The organism is Micromonospora sp. SYSU B005 (assembly GCF_055362685.1).
Genome location: NZ_JAXCFU010000017.1, coordinates 60,399 through 80,200 on the forward strand (window position 1 = coordinate 60,399; position 19,802 = coordinate 80,200).

Annotated in this window: 20 protein-coding genes; 4 read left to right on the forward strand and 16 right to left on the reverse strand. The window is 73.7% G+C overall.

All coding sequences use genetic code 11. The annotated features are described in order from the left end of the window. Positions 1 to 345: 345 nt before the first annotated feature. From SM452_RS27150 to pepN, 6 genes are all read right to left on the reverse strand, one after another. Complete coding sequence (locus SM452_RS27150; protein WP_463840976.1) at positions 346 to 1,122, reverse strand: SDR family NAD(P)-dependent oxidoreductase; 777 nt, start codon at positions 1,120 to 1,122, stop codon at positions 346 to 348. Between the two features lie 9 nt (positions 1,123 to 1,131). Continuing rightward, the gene (locus SM452_RS27155) at positions 1,132 to 1,986 is read right to left on the reverse strand and encodes a DegV family protein (RefSeq protein WP_463840977.1); all 855 of its coding nucleotides are present in this window, start codon (positions 1,984 to 1,986) and stop codon (positions 1,132 to 1,134) included. Between the two features lie 48 nt (positions 1,987 to 2,034). Beyond that, positions 2,035 to 2,664 carry a histidine phosphatase family protein gene (locus SM452_RS27160; protein WP_262015133.1) on the reverse strand — a complete coding sequence of 210 codons (630 nt, stop codon included), beginning with the start codon at positions 2,662 to 2,664 and terminating at the stop codon, positions 2,035 to 2,037. Continuing rightward, the gene (gene rsfS, locus SM452_RS27165; RefSeq protein ID WP_013287996.1) at positions 2,661 to 3,065 is read right to left on the reverse strand and encodes a ribosome silencing factor; all 405 of its coding nucleotides are present in this window, start codon (positions 3,063 to 3,065) and stop codon (positions 2,661 to 2,663) included. Before rsfS ends, SM452_RS27160 begins: the two co-directional genes overlap by 4 nt. Before the next feature lie 110 nt (positions 3,066 to 3,175). Then, the gene (nadD, locus tag SM452_RS27170; RefSeq protein ID WP_262015132.1) at positions 3,176 to 3,772 is read right to left on the reverse strand and encodes a nicotinate-nucleotide adenylyltransferase; all 597 of its coding nucleotides are present in this window, start codon (positions 3,770 to 3,772) and stop codon (positions 3,176 to 3,178) included. An 84-nt stretch (positions 3,773 to 3,856) separates the two neighbouring features. After that, a complete protein-coding gene (gene pepN, locus SM452_RS27175) occupies positions 3,857 to 6,373 on the reverse strand; it encodes an aminopeptidase N (protein ID WP_463840978.1) in 2,517 nt (838 codons plus the stop codon). 66 nt (positions 6,374 to 6,439) lie between these two features. Here pepN and SM452_RS27180 point away from each other — a divergent pair, with 66 nt between their 5' ends. Then, positions 6,440 to 6,658 carry a DUF397 domain-containing protein gene (locus SM452_RS27180; RefSeq protein WP_013287999.1) on the forward strand — a complete coding sequence of 73 codons (219 nt, stop codon included), beginning with the start codon at positions 6,440 to 6,442 and terminating at the stop codon, positions 6,656 to 6,658. A gap of 7 nt (positions 6,659 to 6,665) precedes the next feature. Here the strand turns inward: SM452_RS27180 and SM452_RS27185 are convergent, their stop codons facing one another. Next, positions 6,666 to 7,052 carry a hypothetical protein gene (locus tag SM452_RS27185; RefSeq protein ID WP_463840979.1) on the reverse strand — a complete coding sequence of 129 codons (387 nt, stop codon included), beginning with the start codon at positions 7,050 to 7,052 and terminating at the stop codon, positions 6,666 to 6,668. Positions 7,053 to 7,290: 238 nt separating this feature from the next. Here SM452_RS27185 and SM452_RS27190 point away from each other — a divergent pair, with 238 nt between their 5' ends. Both SM452_RS27190 and SM452_RS27195 read left to right on the forward strand, forming a co-directional pair. Beyond that, entirely contained in the window at positions 7,291 to 8,574 is a 1,284-nt protein-coding gene (locus SM452_RS27190; protein WP_463840980.1) for a cytochrome P450, read from the forward strand. A gap of 128 nt (positions 8,575 to 8,702) precedes the next feature. Next, on the forward strand, positions 8,703 to 9,791 hold the full coding sequence (locus SM452_RS27195) for a glycosyltransferase family 2 protein (protein ID WP_463840981.1): 1,089 nt from the start codon (positions 8,703 to 8,705) through the stop codon (positions 9,789 to 9,791). Positions 9,792 to 9,856: 65 nt separating this feature from the next. On the opposite strand, the gene SM452_RS27200 is transcribed toward SM452_RS27195, so the two are convergent. The 3 genes from SM452_RS27200 to SM452_RS27210 are packed head-to-tail and all read right to left on the reverse strand — an operon-like array spanning position 9,857 to position 11,767. Next, complete coding sequence (locus tag SM452_RS27200) at positions 9,857 to 10,498, reverse strand: DUF3618 domain-containing protein (RefSeq protein WP_262015127.1); 642 nt, start codon at positions 10,496 to 10,498, stop codon at positions 9,857 to 9,859. Further along, positions 10,495 to 10,947: a phage holin family protein gene (locus tag SM452_RS27205; RefSeq protein ID WP_013288004.1), complete on the reverse strand. Its 453-nt coding sequence runs from the start codon at positions 10,945 to 10,947 to the stop codon at positions 10,495 to 10,497. The genes SM452_RS27200 and SM452_RS27205 overlap by 4 nt, the downstream gene beginning before the upstream one ends. Positions 10,948 to 10,978: 31 nt before the next feature. Beyond that, complete coding sequence (locus SM452_RS27210) at positions 10,979 to 11,767, reverse strand: hypothetical protein (protein WP_355511797.1); 789 nt, start codon at positions 11,765 to 11,767, stop codon at positions 10,979 to 10,981. 210 nt (positions 11,768 to 11,977) lie between these two features. Between SM452_RS27210 and SM452_RS27215 the strand changes: the two genes are divergently transcribed. Next, positions 11,978 to 12,442: a DUF4383 domain-containing protein gene (locus SM452_RS27215; RefSeq protein ID WP_262015209.1), complete on the forward strand. Its 465-nt coding sequence runs from the start codon at positions 11,978 to 11,980 to the stop codon at positions 12,440 to 12,442. Positions 12,443 to 12,536: 94 nt separating this feature from the next. Here SM452_RS27215 and SM452_RS27220 read toward each other — a convergent pair whose 3' ends face one another. From SM452_RS27220 to SM452_RS27245, 6 genes are all read right to left on the reverse strand, one after another. Continuing rightward, on the reverse strand, positions 12,537 to 12,986 hold the full coding sequence (locus SM452_RS27220) for a GNAT family N-acetyltransferase (protein WP_463840982.1): 450 nt from the start codon (positions 12,984 to 12,986) through the stop codon (positions 12,537 to 12,539). A gap of 59 nt (positions 12,987 to 13,045) precedes the next feature. Further along, positions 13,046 to 14,497: a GTPase ObgE gene (gene obgE, locus SM452_RS27225; protein WP_355511794.1), complete on the reverse strand. Its 1,452-nt coding sequence runs from the start codon at positions 14,495 to 14,497 to the stop codon at positions 13,046 to 13,048. 90 nt (positions 14,498 to 14,587) lie between these two features. Beyond that, the gene (rpmA, locus tag SM452_RS27230) at positions 14,588 to 14,842 is read right to left on the reverse strand and encodes a 50S ribosomal protein L27 (RefSeq protein WP_013288010.1); all 255 of its coding nucleotides are present in this window, start codon (positions 14,840 to 14,842) and stop codon (positions 14,588 to 14,590) included. 11 nt (positions 14,843 to 14,853) lie between these two features. Continuing rightward, the gene (rplU, locus tag SM452_RS27235) at positions 14,854 to 15,168 is read right to left on the reverse strand and encodes a 50S ribosomal protein L21 (protein WP_018787289.1); all 315 of its coding nucleotides are present in this window, start codon (positions 15,166 to 15,168) and stop codon (positions 14,854 to 14,856) included. 295 nt (positions 15,169 to 15,463) lie between these two features. Further along, the gene (locus tag SM452_RS27240; protein WP_463840983.1) at positions 15,464 to 18,778 is read right to left on the reverse strand and encodes an Rne/Rng family ribonuclease; all 3,315 of its coding nucleotides are present in this window, start codon (positions 18,776 to 18,778) and stop codon (positions 15,464 to 15,466) included. 130 nt (positions 18,779 to 18,908) lie between these two features. Further along, positions 18,909 to 19,628: a TIGR03936 family radical SAM-associated protein gene (locus tag SM452_RS27245; protein WP_135241611.1), complete on the reverse strand. Its 720-nt coding sequence runs from the start codon at positions 19,626 to 19,628 to the stop codon at positions 18,909 to 18,911. Positions 19,629 to 19,802: the final 174 nt, after the last annotated feature.

The following is a 19,802-nucleotide window of genomic DNA, read 5'->3' on the forward strand; positions in this document are numbered from 1 at the left end:
CATCGTCCGGCCCGGGCAGGGAAAGGCCGGGCCGCCAGAAGGACCGCGCCGCTCGGCCGCCCTGCTCGACGAGATCCGGGCCGGGCTGGGCCTCTCCGGCTCGATGGCCGGACTCGCCCAAGCGGCCGGCGCGGATCGGCGGGACGGCGGCGGCATCCGTGAACCCGAACAGCCGGGCGAGCCGCCGCCGTACCGTCGTCTCCTGGTCGTCTGGCACGGCTCGGGACGCTACGGCGACGGCTCGTCAACAGTCGGCCGGTGAACTCTCACCTGTGGACAGCGGGCGCACTGTGGACAGGATCCCGATCAAGCCCTGACTGTGCTAGGGCAGCCGGGAGGCGAAGCTCAGCGTGCCTCCGGGTCCAGCCCGAGCGCGGCCCGTCCCCCGTCAACCGGCACCGTCGCGCCGTTGACGAAGGAGGCGCGGTCGGAGAGCAGGAACGCGACCACCTCGGCCACCTCGTCGGTACGCCCGATCCGGCCGAGCGGGTGCAGTCGGGCCATCTCCGCGTCGACGTGTGCCGCCCCCTCCGGGTCGAGCCCGGCCAGGTAGGCGGCGTGCCGTTCGGTGCGGATGGAGCCGAGTGCGACGGCGTTGGCGCGGATCCCGCGGGGACCGTAGTCGACGGCGAGCGCCCGGGTCAGCCCCTCCAGCGCGGCCTTGGCGGTGGCGTACGGCAGAGCACCCGGCACGGCCCGGCGGGCCTGGTGGGACGAGACGTTGACGATCGCGCCGCCGGTGCGTGCGGCCAGGAACCGGCGTACGGCGGTGCCGGCCCCGGCCACGGCGGGGCGCAGGTTGAGCGCGATCAGGTCGACGACCTCGCTCGCGGGCGCGCGGTGCAGGTCGGCGTCGCGGAAGACGGCGGCGTTGTTGACCCAGCCGGCCAGCGGCGCGTGTGCCTCGGCGCGGTCGGCGGCCCGCCCGGTGACCGCGTCGTCGCCGGCGTCGCCTGTGACGGCGTGCAGCCGGTCGGCGAGCGGATGCCGGGCCAGCCAGTCCAGCGCGCTGGTGTCCCGCTCGACCACGACCACTGTGCCGCCGTCTGCGGCCAGCCGTTCGACGACGGCCCGTCCGACGCCGCGCCCGCCGCCGGTGACGACGTACGACAGTGGGCTCATCCGGCCACCCTAGGGCGTGCGGCGGTGGACCACCACGCATGCCAGCCCGGGCCCGGCGTGCGCGGCGACGACCGCTCCGGCCTCGGTGACGTACGTGTCGTGCAGGCGATCGCCCAGCCGCTCGGTCAGCGCCGTCAGCAACTGCTCGGCGCGTTGCGGCGCGGCGAGGTGGTGCACGGCGAGGTCCACCTGGGCGTCGCCTGCCGCCTCGACGGCGAGGTCGACCAGGCGTGCCACGCCCCGGCTGGCGGTACGGACCTTGTCCTTGACCACGATCGCGCCGTCAGGCATGTGCATGATCGGCTTGACCGAGAGGGCGGTGCCGAGCAGTGCCTCGGCCGCGTTGATCCGGCCGCCCCGGCGCAGGAACTCCAGCGTGTCGACGTAGAAGTAGATGGTGGTCCTGGTGACCGCGTCCAGCGCCGCGTCGCGTACCCCGGTCAGGTCGGCGCCCCGCGCGGCGGCCGCGGCGGCCGCGAGCGCCGGGAAGCCGAGGCCCATGCCTGTGGACCGACTGTCGACCACGGTGACCTTGTCCTCGCCGACCTCGGCGGCGGCGAGCCGGGCGGCCTCGACGGTGCCGGACAACTCGGCGGACAGGTGCACCGACACCACACCGTCGGCGCCCTCGGCGAGCAGCGTGCGGTAGACCTGCGCGAACTGTTCGGGCGCGGGCCGGGACGTGCTCACCGAGACCCGCCGGCCGCTGAACGCGCGGGTGGCGTCGGCCGGGGAGGTCTCGACGCCCTCCAGCCCTTCCGCGCCGTTGAGCACGACGGTCAGCGGGACGACTGTGAGCCCGCGTGCGCGGACCACGTCGGGGGGCAGGTAGGCGGTGGAGTCGGTGACGACCGCGACGGGCATGACCGGCACGCTAGCCGATGGCCCTGTGAGTTGCCGGGGCCGGAGGTGTCAGACGGCGTCGGTGAGCGCCGGCTGGGTGATCAGGCCGACGTTGTGCGCACGCAGGTGCCAGCCCCGCACGTCGTCGTGGCGCAGTTCGGTCCAGTGGCAGTTCGCCAGCGAGCCGAGGCTGCGCAGCACCGTGTGGTCCCAGCCGAGCAGGTGCCCGACGCCCTGCCGGGCGCCGCCGCCGTGCGTGGTCACCACGACAGTGCCGCCGACGGCGAGGTCGGCCGCGTCCTGGAACCCGGCGCCGAGCCGGGCGCCCAGGTCACCAAGGGGCTCGATGCCGGCGCCGGGGTCGGGGTCGCCGGCCCGCCAGCGGGCGTACTCGTCGGGGAACCGCTCGGCCGCCTCGGTCAGGGTGAGGCCCTGCCACTGGCCGAAGTGCCGTTCACGCAGCCGGGCGTCGGAGCGGACCGGCAGCCCGGTCAGCGCCGCGAGCGCGGCGGCGGTGTCGGCGGCCCGGCGCAGGTCGCTGGCGACGATCGCGTCCGGGCGCAGCGCGGCCAGCACCGGCGCGGCGGCGCGCGCCTGTTCCCGGCCGAGGTCGTTGAGCGGCACGTCGGTCTGCCCCTGGACCCGGCTCGCGGCGTTCCAGTCGGTGTTGCCGTGCCGCCAGACGATCAGGCGGGTCATTCGGCGGTGGCGGTGCCGGCGGCCGAGTCGGCCAGGTCGCGATCGGTGAACGGGATCTGCGGGCAGTCCTTCCAGAGCCGGTCGAGGGCGTAGAACTCGCGCTCCTCGGTGTGCTGGACGTGGACCACGATGTCGACGTAGTCGAGCAGCACCCAGCGGCCACCCCGCTCGCCCTCGCGGCGCACCGGCTTGGCCTTCTCCGGCAGCTCCAGCAGGCGCTCCTCGATGGCGTCGACGATGGCGAGCACCTGACGCTCGTTCGGAGCGGCGGCCAGCAGGAACGCGTCGGTGATCGCGAGCTGGTCGCCCACGTCGATGATGACGATGTCCTGTGCCTTCTTGTCGGCCGCGGCCTGGGCGGCGGCCATCGCCAGCTCGTGCGCGCGTTCGGAAACTGTCACCGTTCTCCTTCGATCAACCGTGCGACCCTCCAAGCGTCTCACACCCGGCGGTGCGGCGACTTGTCAGTTCTGGTCGATTTCAGGCATGAACCGGGACACACGGGGGCGAATCACCGCTGGTAAAGACGCCGTTTCGCGATGTACTGCACCACACCGTCGGGCACCAGGTACCACACCGGCTCCCCCCGGGCGACCCGCGCGCGGCAGTCGGTCGAGGAGATCGCCATCGCGGGCACCTGCACCAGGCTCACCGAGTCGGCCGGCAGGTGCTTGTCGGTGAGTTCGAAACCGGGCCGGGTCACGCCGATGAAGTGGGCCAGTTCGAGCGCTTCGTCCAGGTCCTTCCAGGAGAGGATGCGCTCCAGGGCGTCCGCGCCGGTGATGAAGAACAGCTGGGCCTTCGGGCCGTACTCGGCGTGCAGGTCGCGCAGCGTGTCGACGGTGTAGGTGGGGCCGCCCCGGTCGATGTCGACGCGGCTCACCTGGAAACGCGGGTTGGAGGCGGTGGCGATCACCGTCATGAGGTAGCGGTCCTCGGCCGGGGTGACCGCTTCCTCCGCCTTCTGCCACGGTTGCCCGGTCGGCACGAAGACGACCTCGTCCAGGCCGAACCGGTCGGCCACCTCGCTCGCCGCCACCAGGTGCCCGTGGTGGATCGGGTCGAACGTGCCGCCCATGATGCCGACCCGCTGGATGTCTTCCTCCACCCCGCGATCGTAGGCCGCGCGGCGGGCGGTCTCGGGCGGGGTCGGCCACGCCGGGCGGGTGGTCCCCGCCCGGCGTGCCCCCGGTCAGGCCGCCGCGGCGGCCACCGCCGTCCGGGCCACCAGCGCCCGGCGCATGTCGTCGTCCAGGTCGGTCACCCATCGCCGCAGGCCGGGCGTGAGGTCGTCGCGGGCCAGCAGCGCCGCGGCCATTTCCCGGGTGGGTTGCGACACGGCGTAGCGGGGGTATGCGGCCACTGTGACCGCGTCGGCCACCCACGCGGTACGCAGCCGCGCCGTCGCCGGCATGTCGGTGAAGTAGCGCTCCACGTACCCGGCGGTCAGCTCGGCCTGCTCGGGCTGCCAGAAGCCCTCGGCGGTCGCCTCGACGAGCCGGTTCGACAGCTCGGTGCTGCGCGTGACGATCTCCCACGCGGCCCGCTTCGCGTCGGCGTCGGGCAGCGCGGCCCGGCACGCGGCGGCCTGCTCGGCACCGGTGGCGCTGCGGTCGGCGTCGGCCTCGGCGTCGATCTCCGGCGCACCGGCGGCCCCGAGCACCACGAGCCGGCGCAGCACCGCCCAGCGCAGGTCGGCGTCGACCGCGAGCCCCGGCGGCACGTCCTTGCCGGCGAGCCAGCCGGTCAGCATGACCGTGTCGGTGGTCGCGCCGATCAGGCCCCGCGCCGCCGCCAGTTGCAGGGAGCCGCCCGCGGGCGCCGAGTCGAGCAGCGCCGTGCAGGCGTTCGCCACCCGCAGCAGCGCCGCGTCACGGGCGAGCGGATCGAGGTAGCGGTCGATCAGCCGGCGACTGAGCAGCAGCACGTCCTCGACGATCGTCACCTCGGTCTCGGCCGGAAGCGCCGCCCCGATCAGCTCGGCGAGCGCGCCGGCCGGCCGTTCCCCGTCGGTGACCGCGTCCAGCGTCTCGGCCCAGAGCAGCGCCCGGGCCAGCGAATCGTCGAGCCCGGGAAGCAGCAGCGGCACCGCGTCCGTCGAGGCCGGATCGAGCCGGATCTTCGCGAACGTCAGGTCACCGGCGTTCGGCAGCACGAGCCCGGTGGCGGGCCGCCCGACCAGCTCCGGCAGCGGCGTGCGGCCACCGTCGGCGTCCGGGTCGAGGTCGACCTCGAACCGGTACGCCGGGCCGTCCGCGGTGTGGTGGGCCACGCCAATGCGGTGCGGTCGCAGCACCGGGTGGCTCGCCGGGGCGGTCTGCACGATCGCCACGTCGGTCCACCGGCCGTCGGCGTCCACGGCGGTGTCGACCCGCAGCGTGTTCACCTGCGCGCGGCGCAGCCAGCGTTCCGCCCAGCCGTCCAGGTCGCGACCGCTCGCCGCGCCGAGGGCAGCAAGCAGGTCGGCGAGCGTGGCGTTGCCGAACCGGTGCGCCGCGAAGTGCGCGTTCAGCCCGGCCAGGAACGCCTCGTCACCGAGCCAGGCGACGAGCTGGCGCAGCACGCTGGCGCCCTTGGCGTACGAGATGCCGTCGAAGTTCAGCAGCGCCTGCGCGGCGTCGGCGACCTCCTCCGGGGCCACCGGGTGGGTGGAGGGACGCTGGTCGGCGGTGTAGCCCCACGCCTTGCGGCGGCTGGCGAACGTGGTCCATGCCCGGTCGAACCGGGTCGCCTCGGCGGTGACCCGGGTGCCCAGGTATTCGGCGAAGGACTCGTTGAGCCACAGGTCGTCCCACCAGCTCATGGTGACCAGGTCGCCGAACCACATGTGCGCCATCTCGTGGGCGATGGTGGTGGCGCGCAGCTCACGCTGGGTGTCCGTGACCGCCGAGCGGAACACGTAGTCGTCGCGGATCGTGACCAGGCCCGGGTTCTCCATCGCGCCGGCGTTGAACTCGGGCACGAACGCCTGGTCGTACTTGCCGAACGGGTAACGCTCGGCGAACAGCTCGTGGAAGCGGTCGAAGCACTGCCGGGTGACGGTGAGGATCTCCTCGGCGTCGGCGTCCAGGTGGGCGGCGAGCGAACGCCGGCAGTAGAGGCCGAGCGGGATGCCGTCGTGCTCGGCGCGCAGCACGTGCCAGGGCCCGGCGATCAGCGAGACGAAGTAGGTCGCCAGCGGCTCGGTGGTGGCGAACTCCCAGCGCCCGGGCGCGGGGCGGTCGGCGAGCGGCCCGTTGGCGGCGACGGTCCACTCCGGCGGCGCGGTGACCGTCAGCGTCACCGGCGCCTTCAGGTCGGGCTGGTCGAACGCGGCGAAGATGCGCGGCCCGTCGTCCAGGAAGGACATCGCGTAGAGGTAGGTCTCGCCGTCGGCCGGGTCGACGAAACGGTGCAGCCCCTCGCCGGTGTTGGAGTAGGCCATCTCGGCCTCGACGGTGAGCGTGTTGTCCTCGGCCAGGCCGGTCAGCGGCAGCCGGTCGCCGACCAGCAGGGCCGGGTCGAGGTCGTTGCCGTTGAGGCGGGCGGCGAGGAGTCGGCGCGGCTTGACGTCGACGAAGGTCTCGGCGCCGGGGGTGGCCCGGAACCGGATGGTGACGGCGGAGCGGAACCGCTCGGCGTCGCCGGTCAGGTCGAGGTCCACATCGTAGGACTCGACAGTGATCGACGCGCGGCGCGCGGTCGCCTCTGCACGGGTGAGGCTCGGCATCCGCTTATCCTGCCCGATGAGGTCCGCTCGGGCCGTCTCGTTACGCATGGCGATGGAGGAGCAGCGATGGGTCAGCACCCCAAGGGCGATTTCGACCTCTCCCGGGCGGTTTGGCAGCGGGCTGAGGGCGACACCTCCGAGGGAGCGGTCGAAGTGGCCTTCGTCGACGACCTGATCGGTATGCGCAACTCCGCCGAGCCGGACGGGCCGGTGCTGGTCTTCACCCAGGCCGAGTGGGACGCGTTCGTCGCGGGCGCCCAGGACGGCGAGTTCGACCTGGACTGAGCGCACCTCAGTCACCGTCGCCCCAGCCGAGCCCACCCGGGCCGGGCGCGTGGTGGAAGCCGGGGTGACCGGCCACGTCGGCGCAGCGCTCGCCGTCGGGCCCGGCGGCGTCGCAGAACAGCCGCTCGGCGCGGTGCCAGGCGTCCGCCGGGGACAGCGCCGCCGCACCGAGCGCCAGCTCCGGGCGGAGCAGGCCGAGTGCTTCGGCGTACGCCACGGCGTGCTCCCGCGCGACGGCCGGATCGTCGGCGGCGAAGCCCAGGTGCACGGTGAAGTAGCGCGGTGGGCGGCCGGCGGCGCGCCGGGGCGTGCCGATCAGCGGCCCGTCGCGGCCGTCGCCGCGCAGCCGGGCCGGTGCCTCGCGGTGCCGTCGTGCCGCCCTGTCGTCACGCATCGGTGCCCTCCCCCGTCGTCTGTGACGCCCGCCGGACGTCGCGCCGGCGGGCGGCGGGCCGGTCGCCCGCCGGTCCGCGAACCCGAGCCAACCAGCTTTTCCGCGCCCGGGGAGGGGCCAGCGCCCGCCCGCGTGGCCCGGCCCCTCCCCCAGGGCCGGAGCTGCTGGAATGGAGGGTTCGGCCGCGCCGGCCCGGGTAGGCAGGCAGCGCCGCCGAACCGCGTCAGGAGCAGCCGAGATGAGCACCATGCCGAGCGACCGGAGCCCGGACAGCACACTGGCGTTCCTCCGGGAGGGCTACCGCTTCGTCGGCTCCCGCTGCGACCGCCTCGGCAGCGACGTCTTCCAGACCCGGCTGCTGCTGGAGCCGACGATCTGCCTGCGCGGCCGGGAGGCCGCCGAGCTGTTCTACGACGAGGAGCGGTTCGTCAGGCGCGGCGCCATGCCCATGCGCGGGCAGCGCACGCTCACCGGCGTCGGCGGCGTGCAGGGCCTCGACGGGCAGGCCCACCTGGTCCGCAAGGCGATGTTCATGTCGATCATGACGCCGGCCGCGATCCGCCGCCTCGGGGAGATCTTCGACGAACAGTGGCGGGCCCGGATCCTCGACTGGGCGGGCAGCGGCCCGGTGGTGCTCTACGACGAGGTGGGCCGGATCCTGACCCGTACGGTCTGGGCCTGGGCCGGGGTTCCGCTGGCCGAGGCCGACGTGCCGCGCCGTACCACCGAGATGCACGCGATGATCGAGGCGCCGGCCGCGCTGGGCCCCCGGCACTGGCGCGGACGGCTCGGCCGCCGGCACGCGCAACGCTGGGCCGGCGAGCTGATCGAGCGGGTACGAGCGGGCGCGGTGCCCGCCCCGGAGGGCAGCGCGCTGGCGGTCGTGGCCGGGCACCGGGACGAACGGGGCCTGCCGCTGCCGCGCCGGATCGCCGCCGTGGAGCTGCTCAACGTGCTGCGCCCCACCGTCGCGGTGGACCGGTACGTGGTCTTCGCCGCGCTGGCGCTGCACGACCACCCGCACTGGCGGGACCGGCTGCCGGGCGACGACGCCGCGACCGAGCAGTTCGTGCAGGAGGTACGCCGCTACTACCCGTTCTTCCCGGTCGCCGCGGCCCGGGTCCGACGCTCGTTCCAGTGGCGCGGCTACGCGTTCCCGCAGGGCCGGCGGGTACTGCTCGACCTGTACGGCACCAACCACCACCCCGACGTGTGGCCGGAGCCGGAACGGTTCCGGCCGGAACGCTTCGCCGGCTGGCGCGACGACCCGTTCGGCCTGGTCCCGCAGGGCGGCGGCGACCACTTCACCGGCCACCGCTGCGCCGGTGAGTGGATCACGATCGAGCTGATGAAGCGGGCGGTGACGAACCTGACCGGCGCGATGAGCTACCGCGTTCCGCCGCAGGACCTGGCGCTCGACCTCGGGGCCATGCCGGCGTTGCCACCCGGCGGGCTGGTGCTCGACGGGGTACGCCCGGCCGACGGCGCACGCCCGGCCGGTGGGGTACGCCCGCTGCGCTGAACCGGGCCGAGCCGGGGTCGATCTCGCCGGCCGCGATATCCGGCTGCGCTAACCGGCACAGCCGGCCAGAACGGTTTCAGCAGCCGCATTCCGGGCAAGTCGCGTCACCCGCCACGAGGGGAGACGACATGACCCTACCGACCGCCGCGCCGCCACGCGACGCGGGCGCCGCGTCCGCGTCGGTCCGGCTGCCGATGGCGTACGTCCTGCCGCTGCGCGCCCACGACGACGGCGGCCTGGACGAGCTGACCGGGTACCTGCGCGAGCTGAGCCGGTGGGTCGACGTGGTGGTGGTCGACGGATCGGCGCCGGAGTCGTTCGCCCGGCACGCCGAAGCCTGGCGCGGACTGGTCCGGCACGTGCCGCCGGACCCGGCGCTGCGCGGGCGCAACGGCAAGGTGCTCGGCGTGCTCACCGGCGTCGCGCTGGCCCGGCACGAGCACGTGGTGATCGCCGACGACGACGTCCGGTACGACCGGGCGGCCCTGTGCGCGGTGCACCAGCTGCTGGACGGGGTGGACCTGGTCCGGCCGCAGAACCACTTCGACCCGCTGCCCTGGCACGCCTGGTGGGACACCGGCCGGACGCTGCTGGCCCGCGTGTTCGGCGGGGACTGGCCGGGCACGCTCGGGGTGCGGCGGAGCACGTTCCTGGCGATGGGCGGCTACGACCCCGACGTGCTCTTCGAGAACCTGGAGTTGGTCCGGACCGTGCGCGCGTACGGCGGCAGCACCGCCACCCCGGCGTGGCTGTACGTGCGGCGGCTACCGCCCTCCGTCGCGCACTTCCTCGGGCAGCGCGTCCGGCAGGCGTACGACGAGACGGCCCGGCCGGTGTGGCTGCTGGCCGCGCTGACGGTGCTGCCGGCGACGGCTGTCGCGCTCGCCACCCGCCGGCCCGGGCTGCTGCTGCGCGCCGGACTGGCGACGGTGGCCGTGGCGGAGCTGGGCCGGCGACGGGCCGGCGGCGCCCGGGTCTTCCCGGCGCACACGAGCCTGGCCGCGCCCGCCTGGGTGCTGGAACGTGGCCTGTGCGCGTGGCTGGCTGTGGGCCGGCGGCTGCGCGGCGGGGTGCCCTACGCGGGCGCCCGGCTGCGGACGGCGGCCCACCCCACAGGGGTCCTGCGCCGGCGGATGGCGCGGCGCCGCCCCGACGATCTGGTGCTGTGGGTGGAGACCGGGGCGGTGCCCCCGCCGCCGCTGCGCGCCGAGGTGTAAGGAAGGGCCCCTTTTTGTCGCCCAGGCGATAAAAAGGGGCCCTTCCCAACCGAGAGCGCGGACCTTCAGGAGGACCGCACCTGCTCGGCGCTGTGCCGGACGTCCTGGGCGGCGGCGCGGCCGTCGTCCTTGACCGCGTACGCGGCGTCCTGCGCGGTGGCCTTCACCGACTCGGCGGCGTGCTGCGCCGGCTCGCGCAGCTCGTCCTTCAGCTCGGTGGCGACCTCACCCAGCTTCTCCTTGACGACGCCGCCGTGCTCGGCGGCCTTCTCCTTGACCTGCGCGGCGACCTGCTGCTCGCGGCGGGTGGCCGGGATCAGCGAGGAGACCAGCATGCCGACACCGAAGGCGATCACGCCGGCGGCGATCGGGTTGCCCTCGGACTTGCGCCGCACCACCTGCGGCGCCCGGTGCGCGGCGTCGCTCACCGTGGCGGCGGCGGACTGCGCCTTGTCGCCCACCGTGGACGCCATCGAGGAGGCGTGGTCGCCCACCGAGTGGGCGGCGTGGCCGGTGCCGTGGCCGAGATCCGATGCGGTTCCCATCACCTTGTCCTTCACGTTCGTCAGCGCGCTGCGTACGCGCTGCTTGCGGTCGTCGACGATGCGGCTCGGGCTGACCTTGTACGCCAGGGCGTCCACGTCCGAGCTGAGGTTGTTGCGGGTGGCTTCGATCTCGCGGCGGATCTGCTCGGGATCGGTGCTCATCGGATGACTCCCTCCGGGTGCGGCTTGAGCGCGTCGGGGATGCGCTGCACGCTGTCGTTCGTCTGCTTCAGGCCGCGGATCCGCTCGGCGTTCTTCTTGCCCATCGAGTACAGGACCGCCGCGACAGCGGCCCAGATGACGGCCACGATCAGCGCGGCCAGCCCGGAGTCCATGACGTTGTCGAGGAACTGCCAGATCGCGATCGAGACGAAGAGCGCCACCATGTAGCCGCCGAAGCCGGCGCCGCCGAACAGTCCGGCGGCCTTGCCCGCCTTCTTGCCCTCCTGGCGGATCTCCGCCTTTGCGAGCTCGACCTCCTGGCGCATCAGCGTGGACAGGTCAGTGGTGACCTGACGCATCAGGTCGCCGAGCGAGCTGCCGCGCACCTCGTCGGCATGGGGCGGGGCACCCGCCGCCTGATAGCCGGGGTCCTGCGTGGGTACGGTCACGCCGTCGCCTCCCTTCTGCCGATACGGCCGGTCACGGGCGGGGAGCGCCGGTCGACGGGACACCCGGCAGCGGGTCGGTGCGCTCCGGCGGCGGCAGCGGCTGACCGGTGCCACCCGCCGGGTCGGCCCAGGTGTTCGGGGCGCCGCCGGTCGGGTAGGTCGCGCCCGGCGCGGAGTAGCCCGGGTCCGGCTCGGCGTAGCTGCCCGGCGTCGGGTCGAGGTAGCCGCCCGGCGGCACCTGGTCCGGCACCTCACGCGCGGTCGGGATGACGGCGGTGCGGTCCGGGTCGTACGCCGGCCGCGCGCCGCTGTTGTCGTCGCCGAGCGCGGTGATGTTGCGGGTGAGCCGCCCGGCGACCACGCCGAGCAGCGCCGCGCCGACGAGGAACGTGCCCGGGTTGCGGCGGGCGTAGCTCTTCACCTCGTTGAGCAGGTCACCCGGCTCACGCTGCTCCAGCCAGCCGGCCACGCCGTGCACGCGCTCGGCCGCCTGGTGGGCCAGCTCGGTGACCGGCCCGGAGCCGCCGCCCTGCTGCGCCATGGTGCGCATCTCGTCGGCGAGCGAGCGCAGTCCGCTGGCGGCGCGCTGCTGCTGCTGACCGGCCTGGGCGGCGACCTGGGTGCGGGTCTCGCCGTAGAGGTCGCGGGCCTGCCGCTTGGCCTCGCCGACCACCTCCCGGCCCTGCTCCTTGGCGGTCTGCGCGACGGCGCCGCCCGCGTTCGCGGCGTCGGAGCCGACCTGGCGGGCCTGGTCACGTACGCCGCCACCACCGTTCGTCGACTGGTACGTGGCCGAACTGGGGGAAAGATCCTGAGTCATGGTGTCCCTTCCGCTCGTGTGTTCCCAGCGGGGTGTCTTCGGGGGGTACGCGGATCTGTTTCCGCGTGACAATCGCCCTACCCCAGGTCGGCGGCTCCATGCCTGATTCGTGAATTCTCTGCGGGAGTGCCCTGCCCCGGTCAGACAATGGGGTGCCCGCCCGCCCGGGCGGCGGCGAGTTCCACGGGGGTGACAGGGATGGCACGTGACCTGCGCGAACACGCGCCCGCCCGGCCTGCGGTGCAGAAGGTCGCCCTCGCGGCGGCCGCCGTCTTCGCGCTCATCGGCGTGCTCGGTTTCATTCCCGGCATCACCACGCACTACGGCGAGCTGACGTTCGCCGGGCACCACTCCGAGGCGAAGCTGCTCGGGGTGTTCCAGGTGTCGGTGCTCCACAACCTGGTGCACCTGCTGTTCGGGCTGGTCGGGCTCGTGATGGCCCGGCGGCTGGCCGGGGCGCGGGTCTTCCTGGCCGGTGGCGGCGCGCTCTACCTGGTGCTGTGGCTGTACGGCTTCGCCATCGACCGCGACACCGCTGCCAACTTCGTGCCGGTGAACGACGCCGACAACTGGCTGCACCTGGTCCTCGGGTTCGGCATGCTCGCCGCCGGTCTGCTGCTCAACAACAACCTCGGCACCGGCACCCCGGTGGAGGCACCCTTCGACCGCCCCTGACCAGGCGCGACACGCCGGCGCGGCGTTTGCCCCGGCCCGGCGCCGGGCCGGAGGACAACCGCGACCACGCTCGCCCCGAGCGTCAGGCCACCGGTCAGGCCGCCACCGGCAGCCGCTTGGCGAAGCAGACGCTGTACGGGTTGTCCACGTACTCGCCGTACACCGGGATCGGCTCGTAACCGCTTGATCGGTAGAGCGCGATCGCGGCCGGCAGGTAGGTGCCGGTCTCCAGGCACACCGTGCGGTGCCCGTGCCGGAACGCCAGCTCCTCCAGCGCCACCAGCATCTGCCGGGCGATGCCCCGCCCCCGGTACGCCGGACGCACGTACATCCGCTTCAGCTCGCCGGTGTCGGCGTCGAGTGCCTGGAGCCCACCGCAGCCGACGGCCCGGCCGCCCACCACGGCGGCCAGGTAGTGGATGTCGGTGTGCACGACTGTGACCTGCCCGTCCAGCCCGCCGTCCGCGTCGCGCAGTTCACGCTGCTGGGCGACGACGAGCGCGGCGATCTCCGGATCGGTGGCGGGACGGGACTCGATCAACATGCCCGTACGCTAGATCGGCCTGATTTCGCGCAGGTTTCCCGCCACCGACCCGGAAACGGCTACTCGGCGTCCGCTTCCGCCACCGGCGCGGCCTCGACCTCGTCCTCCGGCCGGACCCGGCGGGCCTTGCGGGCCGCCAGCCGGTCGGACGCCGACGGACGGTTCGACTTCTCCTCGAGCCGTACGTCGGTGCCCCGGTTACCGGGTACGAAGTCGACGCCGGCGTAGAGCGTCGGCTGCCAGTCGAACTCCCGGTCGCCGATGCGCACCAGGTCACCGGCCTGCGCGCCGGCCTTCGCGAGCTTCTCCTCGACGCCGAGGCGGGCCAGCCGGTCGGCCAGGTAACCCACCGCCTCGTCGTTGTCGAAGTTGGTCTGCTTGACCCAGCGCTCCGGCCGGCTGCCGCGCACCGTGTACGAGCCGTCCGGCTCGGCCTCGATGGTGAATCCGGCGTCGTCGACCGCCTTCGGGCGGATCACGATCCGGGTCGGCTCGGCCGGCGGGGCGGCGCGGCGACCCTGCTCGACCAGCTCTGCCATCGCGTACGTCAGCTCGCGCAGACCCTCGCGGGTGGCGGTGGAGACGTCGAAGACGCGCAGGCCACGCGCCTCCAGGTCGGGGCGGACGATGTCGGCGAGGTCCTTGCCGTCCGGCACGTCGACCTTGTTGAGCGCGACCAGCCGGGGCCGGTCGGCCAGGCCGCCGTACTGGGACAGCTCGGACTCGATGGCGTCGATGTCGGCGAGCGGGTCGCGGCCGGGCTCCAGCGTCGCGGTGTCGATCACGTGCACCAGCACGGCGCAGCGCTCGACGTGGCGGAGGAACTCCAGGCCCAGGCCCTTGCCGCTGGCCGCACCAGGGATCAGGCCCGGCACGTCGGCGACGGTGAAGGTGTGGTTGTCGACCCGGACCACGCCCAGGTTCGGCACCAGCGTGGTGAACGGGTAGTCGGCGATCTTCGGCTTGGCCGCGGAGATCACCGAGATCAGCGACGACTTGCCGGCCGAGGGGAAGCCGACCAGGCCCACGTCGGCGACGCTCTTGAGCTCCAGCACGACGTCGAGCCGGTCGCCGGGCTCACCCAGCTCGGCGAAGCCCGGCGCCTTGCGGCGGGCGTTCGCCAGCGAGGCGTTGCCGCGCCCGCCCCGGCCGCCCCGGGCCGCCTCGAACGTGGTGCCGACGCCGACCAGGTCGGCCAGCACCTCGCCGTCGAGGCTCTGCACGACGGTGCCGTTCGGCACCTTGATGAGCAGGTCGCGGCCGTTGGCGCCGTCCCGGTTCGAGCCGGCGCCGCCCTTGCCGTTCTCGGCCTTCAGGTGCGGCCGGAAGTGGAAGTCGAGCAGCGTGGTGACCTGCGCGTCGACCACCAGCGACACGCTGCCGCCGTGGCCGCCGTTGCCGCCGTCCGGCCCGCCGAACGGCTTGAACTTCTCCCGGTGGATCGAGACACAGCCGTGCCCGCCGTCGCCGGCCTGCATGTGCAGGACGACCCGGTCAACGAACGTCGTCACGACGCCAATCCTTCCAGCGGGGTCCGCCCCGCGCGTGAAAAAGCGAAGCGGGCCGGGACTCGAGGTCCGCGGCCCGCAACGCTTTCAGAACTACTGCTGCGGCACGATGCTGACGGTCTTGCGACCGCGCTTGGTGCCGAACTGCACCGAACCGGCGGCCAGCGCGAACAGCGTGTCGTCGCCGCCACGGCCGACCAGGTCACCGGGGTGGAACTTGGTGCCACGCTGACGGATGAGGATCTCACCCGCGCTGACGACCTGACCACCGAAGCGCTTCACGCCGAGTCGCTGGGCCGCGGAGTCACGGCCGTTACGCGAGCTGGACGCACCCTTTTTGTGAGCCATTGGAGGACGACCTACTTCCCGCTGGAGATGCCGGTCACCTTGACCTGGGTCAGCGGCTGGCGGTGACCCTGGCGCTTGTGGTAGCCGGTCTTGTTCTTGAACTTGTGGATCCGGATCTTCGGGCCCTTGGTGTGCGCGGCGATCTCGCCGGACACCGCGACCTTCGCGAGCTTCGCCGCGTCGGTCACCAGGTCGTCACCGTCGACGAGGAGCACCGCGGTGAGCTTCACCGCGTCGCCGGGGGCACCGGCGAGCTTCTCGACCTCGATCACGTCGCCCTCGGCGACCTTGTACTGCTTGCCGCCGGTCTTGACGATCGCGTACATCGGAGGCGGACTCCCTGTCGTTGAGGCTACTGGCGTCTATTCCACCGCAGTCGGCTGTCACACCGTTCGCGGTCGTTCCCACGGCGTCTCGCCGGGAGCCGTGACACCGGCAGCGCGGGCACGCGGGAACTCGGCACACCAAAAGTGCGCCGCAGGCAAGGGTACGCCATACCCGGCCCGCCCCCCAAACCGGGCCCGCGGTCCGCGGCCTCCCGGCGGCCAGCGGACACGACAGAACCCCTGAATCCACCCATAGCGTGCGGATTCAGGGGTCCTGTTCGAGCAGGTCAGAGCCTCACGGCCGGGTACGCCGCCGGGCGCCACCACGGCGTGCCCGCCGGCGCGGGGCGCCGCTGTCGTCGTCGTTGTCGCCGTCACCGATCGCGTCCGGGTCGTCGGCGGCGGCCAGCCGGGCCGAGTCGCCCTCCTGGCTGTCCGCGACCGCCGGGGCGGCCGGCGTGTCCGTCTCGAACCGGGACAAGTCGTAGCCCTGGGTGTCGTAGTAGTCGTCGTCGGTCTCGACCACCTCGGCGACGGTCCGCTCCGGGGCGGCCGGTGCGGCAGGCGGCTCGACGGCCGGCGGCTGCACGGCGGCGGGCTCCGGCGCGGCCTCCACGGCGGGCTTCTCCGCGGCGGCCTTGCGGCCCCGGCGCCGGCCGCTCTTCTCCTCGACCGGTGCGGTGACAGCCGAGGCGACCGCCTTGACCTTCTCCCCCGCCCCGCCGCGCGGCTTCTCCGGCACCGGCTCGGTGTGGATGATCACGCCCCGGCCCTTGCAGCACTCGCAGGTCTCGCTGAACGCCTCCAGCAGGCCCGCGCCGATGCGCTTACGGGTCATCTGCACCAGGCCGAGCGAGGTGATCTCGGTGACCTGGTGCTTCGTACGGTCCCGGCCGAGGCACTCGGTGAGCCGGCGCAGCACCAGCTCCCGGTTCGACTCCAGGACCATGTCGATGAAGTCGATCACCACGATGCCGCCGAGGTCACGCAGCCGCAGCTGGCGCACGATCTCCTCGGCCGCCTCCAGGTTGTTGCGGGTGACCGTCTCCTCCAGGTTGCCCCCGGAGCCGGTGTACTTGCCGGTGTTGACGTCGACGACGGTCATCGCCTCGGTGCGGTCGATCACCAGCGAGCCGCCCGAGGGGAGGAAGACCTTCCGGTCCAGCCCCTTGAGGATCTGCTCGTCGATCCGGTACTCGGCGAACACGTCCGCCACCCCGGCGTGCCGGCGCAGCCGCGCCACCAGGTCCGGCGAGACGTGCGACAGGTACGACTCGACCAGGTCGTACGCCGGCTCGCCCTCGATGACCAGCTCGCGGAAGTCCTCGTTGAAGAGGTCCCGGACCACGCGGATGACCAGGTCCGGCTCCTCGTAGAGCAGCACCGGGGCGCCGCCCTCGGTCGCCTTGGCCTGGATGTCCTCCCACTGCGCCTGGAGCCGCTTGACGTCACGCGCCAGCTCGTCCTCGCTGGCGCCCTCGGCCGCGGTCCGGACGATCACCCCGGCGCCGTCCGGCACCAGCTTCTTCAGCACGTCCCGAAGCCGCTTGCGCTCGGTGTCGGGCAGCTTGCGGCTGATCCCGGAGGCGTTGCCGTTCGGCACGTAGACCAGGTGCCGGCCGGAGAGCGCGATGTGGCTGGTCAGCCGCGCGCCCTTGTGCCCGATCGGGTCCTTTGTCACCTGCACCAGCACCGAGTCGCCGGAGCGCAGCGCCTGCTCGATCGAGCGGGCCCGGCCCTCCAGGCCGGTGGCGTCCCAGTTGACCTCACCGGCGTACAGGACCGCGTTGCGCCCGCGCCCGATGTCGACGAAGGCCGCCTCCATGCTCGGGAGGACGTTCTGGACCTTGCCCAGGTAGACGTTGCCGGCCATGGTGCCGGACGAGTTCCGCGTGACGTAGTGCTCCACGAGCACGCCGTCCTCGAGCACGGCGATCTGGGTACGGTCACCGCGCTGGCGGACCACCATCACCCGGTCCACCGCCTCGCGGCGGGCCAGGAACTCCGACTCGCTCAGGATCGGCGGGCGGGTACGTCGCTGCTCGCGGCCGTCCCGCCGCCGCTGCCGCTTGGCCTCCAGCCGGGTCGAGCCGGAGACACCCTGCACCTCGTCGACCGGCTTGCGCGGCTCACGGATCTTGACGACGGTCGGCACACCGTCCTCGGCGGCGGTGTCCGCCTCCCCCGCTCCCCGGCGGCGACGACGGCGACGGCGACGGGTCATCCCCTCGCCCTCGGCCTCCTCGTCCTCCGCGGACTCCTCGGCCTCGCCCTCGGCGGCCTCGGCCGCGACGGGCTCCTCGCCGTCCTCGTCGTCGGCCTCGTCCGCGCCGCCCTTGCCCCGGCCACGACCCCGGCGGCCCCTGCGACGGCGACGCCGGCCCGCGGCCGTCTCGTCGTCCTCGTCCCCCTCGACGGCCTCCTCGGCCTCGGCGGCGGACTCCTCCTCGGCGGCCTCCGGCTCGACCTCGGCCTCGACCGGCTCGACCTCACGGCGGCCGCGACGGCGGCGCCGGCCGGTCTCGACCGCTTCCTCGATCGGCTCCTCCGCCGCCGGGTACGTCACCTGGACGGCCGGCGCCTCGTCGGGCTGCGGCGCCATGAACAGGACGGTCGGCGCGGAGAGCGCGGCACGACGGCGGCGGCTGGTGGGCGGCGGCGTCTCGGCCGGCTCCTCGGCCACGCGCGGCACGGCGGCGCCCGTCGACACGACGCCCGTCGCGTCCGCCGGGCCGCCGCTGCGGGCCAGGTCGACCTCCTGGGTACGCGCGGCAGCGGCGCCCGCGTCCTCGACGGTCCCGCCGGTCTCGCTCTCGGCGTCCTCGTCCTCGACGTCCTCGACGGTGCTCTCGGCGGCGCCGGTGCTCGCCGTACCGGCGGCGGCCCTGCTCCCGCTGGTGGTCTTGTCGCCGGCGGCGGTGGTCTTGGCGGCGGCGCGCCGGCGGGTACGGGTCCGGCCGCCGGTACCGGCGGTCTCTTCGGTGGCGGTCCCGGCCGGGGCGGCGGCTTCGCCGCCGTCGATGTCGGCGCGTCCCTCGGCGATCAGATCGCCACCGGGCGCGGACACCGGCCCGTCGATCATGCCGTCCGCGGGCGCCTGCCCCGCGGCGGCGGTCTCGTCCGGGGCGACGGTCTCGGCAGCCGGCGTGGCCTTGCGGCGACGGGTCCGGGTCACCTTGACCGGCGGCACGACCTCCTCCGAGGCAGCCTCCACCCCGGCTGCGGCCACCGGCTCCTCGACCGCCTTCGCCGGCGTCGCCTTACGACGCCGCCGGGTGGTCTTGGGCGCGGTGTCCAACTCACCGGCGATCGGTGCGAACACCTCGGCCTGCGGCGACTCGCCGCTGCCGGTCACCGTGCCGGACGCCTCGACCGGCGCGTCGGTCTGCTCCGGCTGGTTCAGCGGAGCGGCCTTGCGGCGGCTGGCCCGCTTACGGGCCGGCGGCTTGGTCTCGGCGACGCCCTCCACGGTGCCTTCCGTGGTGGCTCCCTCGGCGCCGGCCGGGGTCGCGCTCGCGGCGCTGCCGGAGGCGGTGGCGGCACTGTCGGCGGTCGTCCCGGTCGGCTCTGCGCCGGTCCGTTCGCCGCCCTCGGGCTCGTTCTCGAGCATGGACGTTCTCCAGTTCTGGCCGCCCCGGGCGCGGGTGAGCGCTGCCACGCAGGGTTGCCGCAAAGGTGTTTCCGCCGGGCGCGCAAACGCGCGACCGCCGAAGTCTGCCTGCCAGAGCGTTGACCGACGGTCAGCGCTCTCCGATGGTTGCCCCGTCGCGATCCGCTTCCAACGGATCGACGATCTCGCCCTGCGCGGTCAGCGTGCCCTGCGCCAGCCGAATCACCTTCGGGGTGACCGGCGGCTCCAGGGCGGCCACCGCGCGGAGGCCGGACAGGACGTCATCGGGCCGAACGGACGGGGTGACCTGCCGCACGACCAGTTCGAGTATCGCACACGGTACGGCCGCCGCCCCGGAAGGCGTCTCAGCCGGAGCCATCACATCGATTGATACCACTGCCGCTCGGGCGTCGAACGTACGCCGCCCCTGCTTGGTCATCCGCTCGACCTGGATCTCGTCAGCGGCGGTGAAGGCCGCCACCGCCTGCGCGAGCACCTTCGGGTCGACCTCGGGCAACTCGATGCGCCAGTACGACGCCTCGATCCGGTCGGCCAGGCTGCCACCGGTGGCCTCCACCGCGTCGAGCACGTCGAGTCCGGGTGAGAGGGCGCCGTCGAGGGCTTCGCGCAGCTTCGCCGGGTCGACCGGCTCACGGAGCCCGATCTCCAGGTACTCGGCCTCACTCGCCACACCCGTCGGGGCGGCCGAGGCGTAGGAGATCTTCGGGTGCGGGGTGAACCCCTGGGAGAAGGCGATCGGCACGCCGGCCCGGCGCAGCGCGCGCTCGAAGGCCCGGGCGAAGTCCCGGTGCGAGGTGAACCGCAGCGGCCCACGCTTGGCGTACCGGATACGGACCCGCTGGACGACGGGGGCCTGGCCGCCCTCGGGTTGAGGCTTTCTGGCGATCGTGAGCTCCTCGGCTGTGCCTGCGTATCGGTCTCATCCTGACGCAGCGCCCGCCACGCCCCACACCCGGGGCCACCCCACCCACCCCAAACCCACCCAAACCCCGCCCTCGCCCAC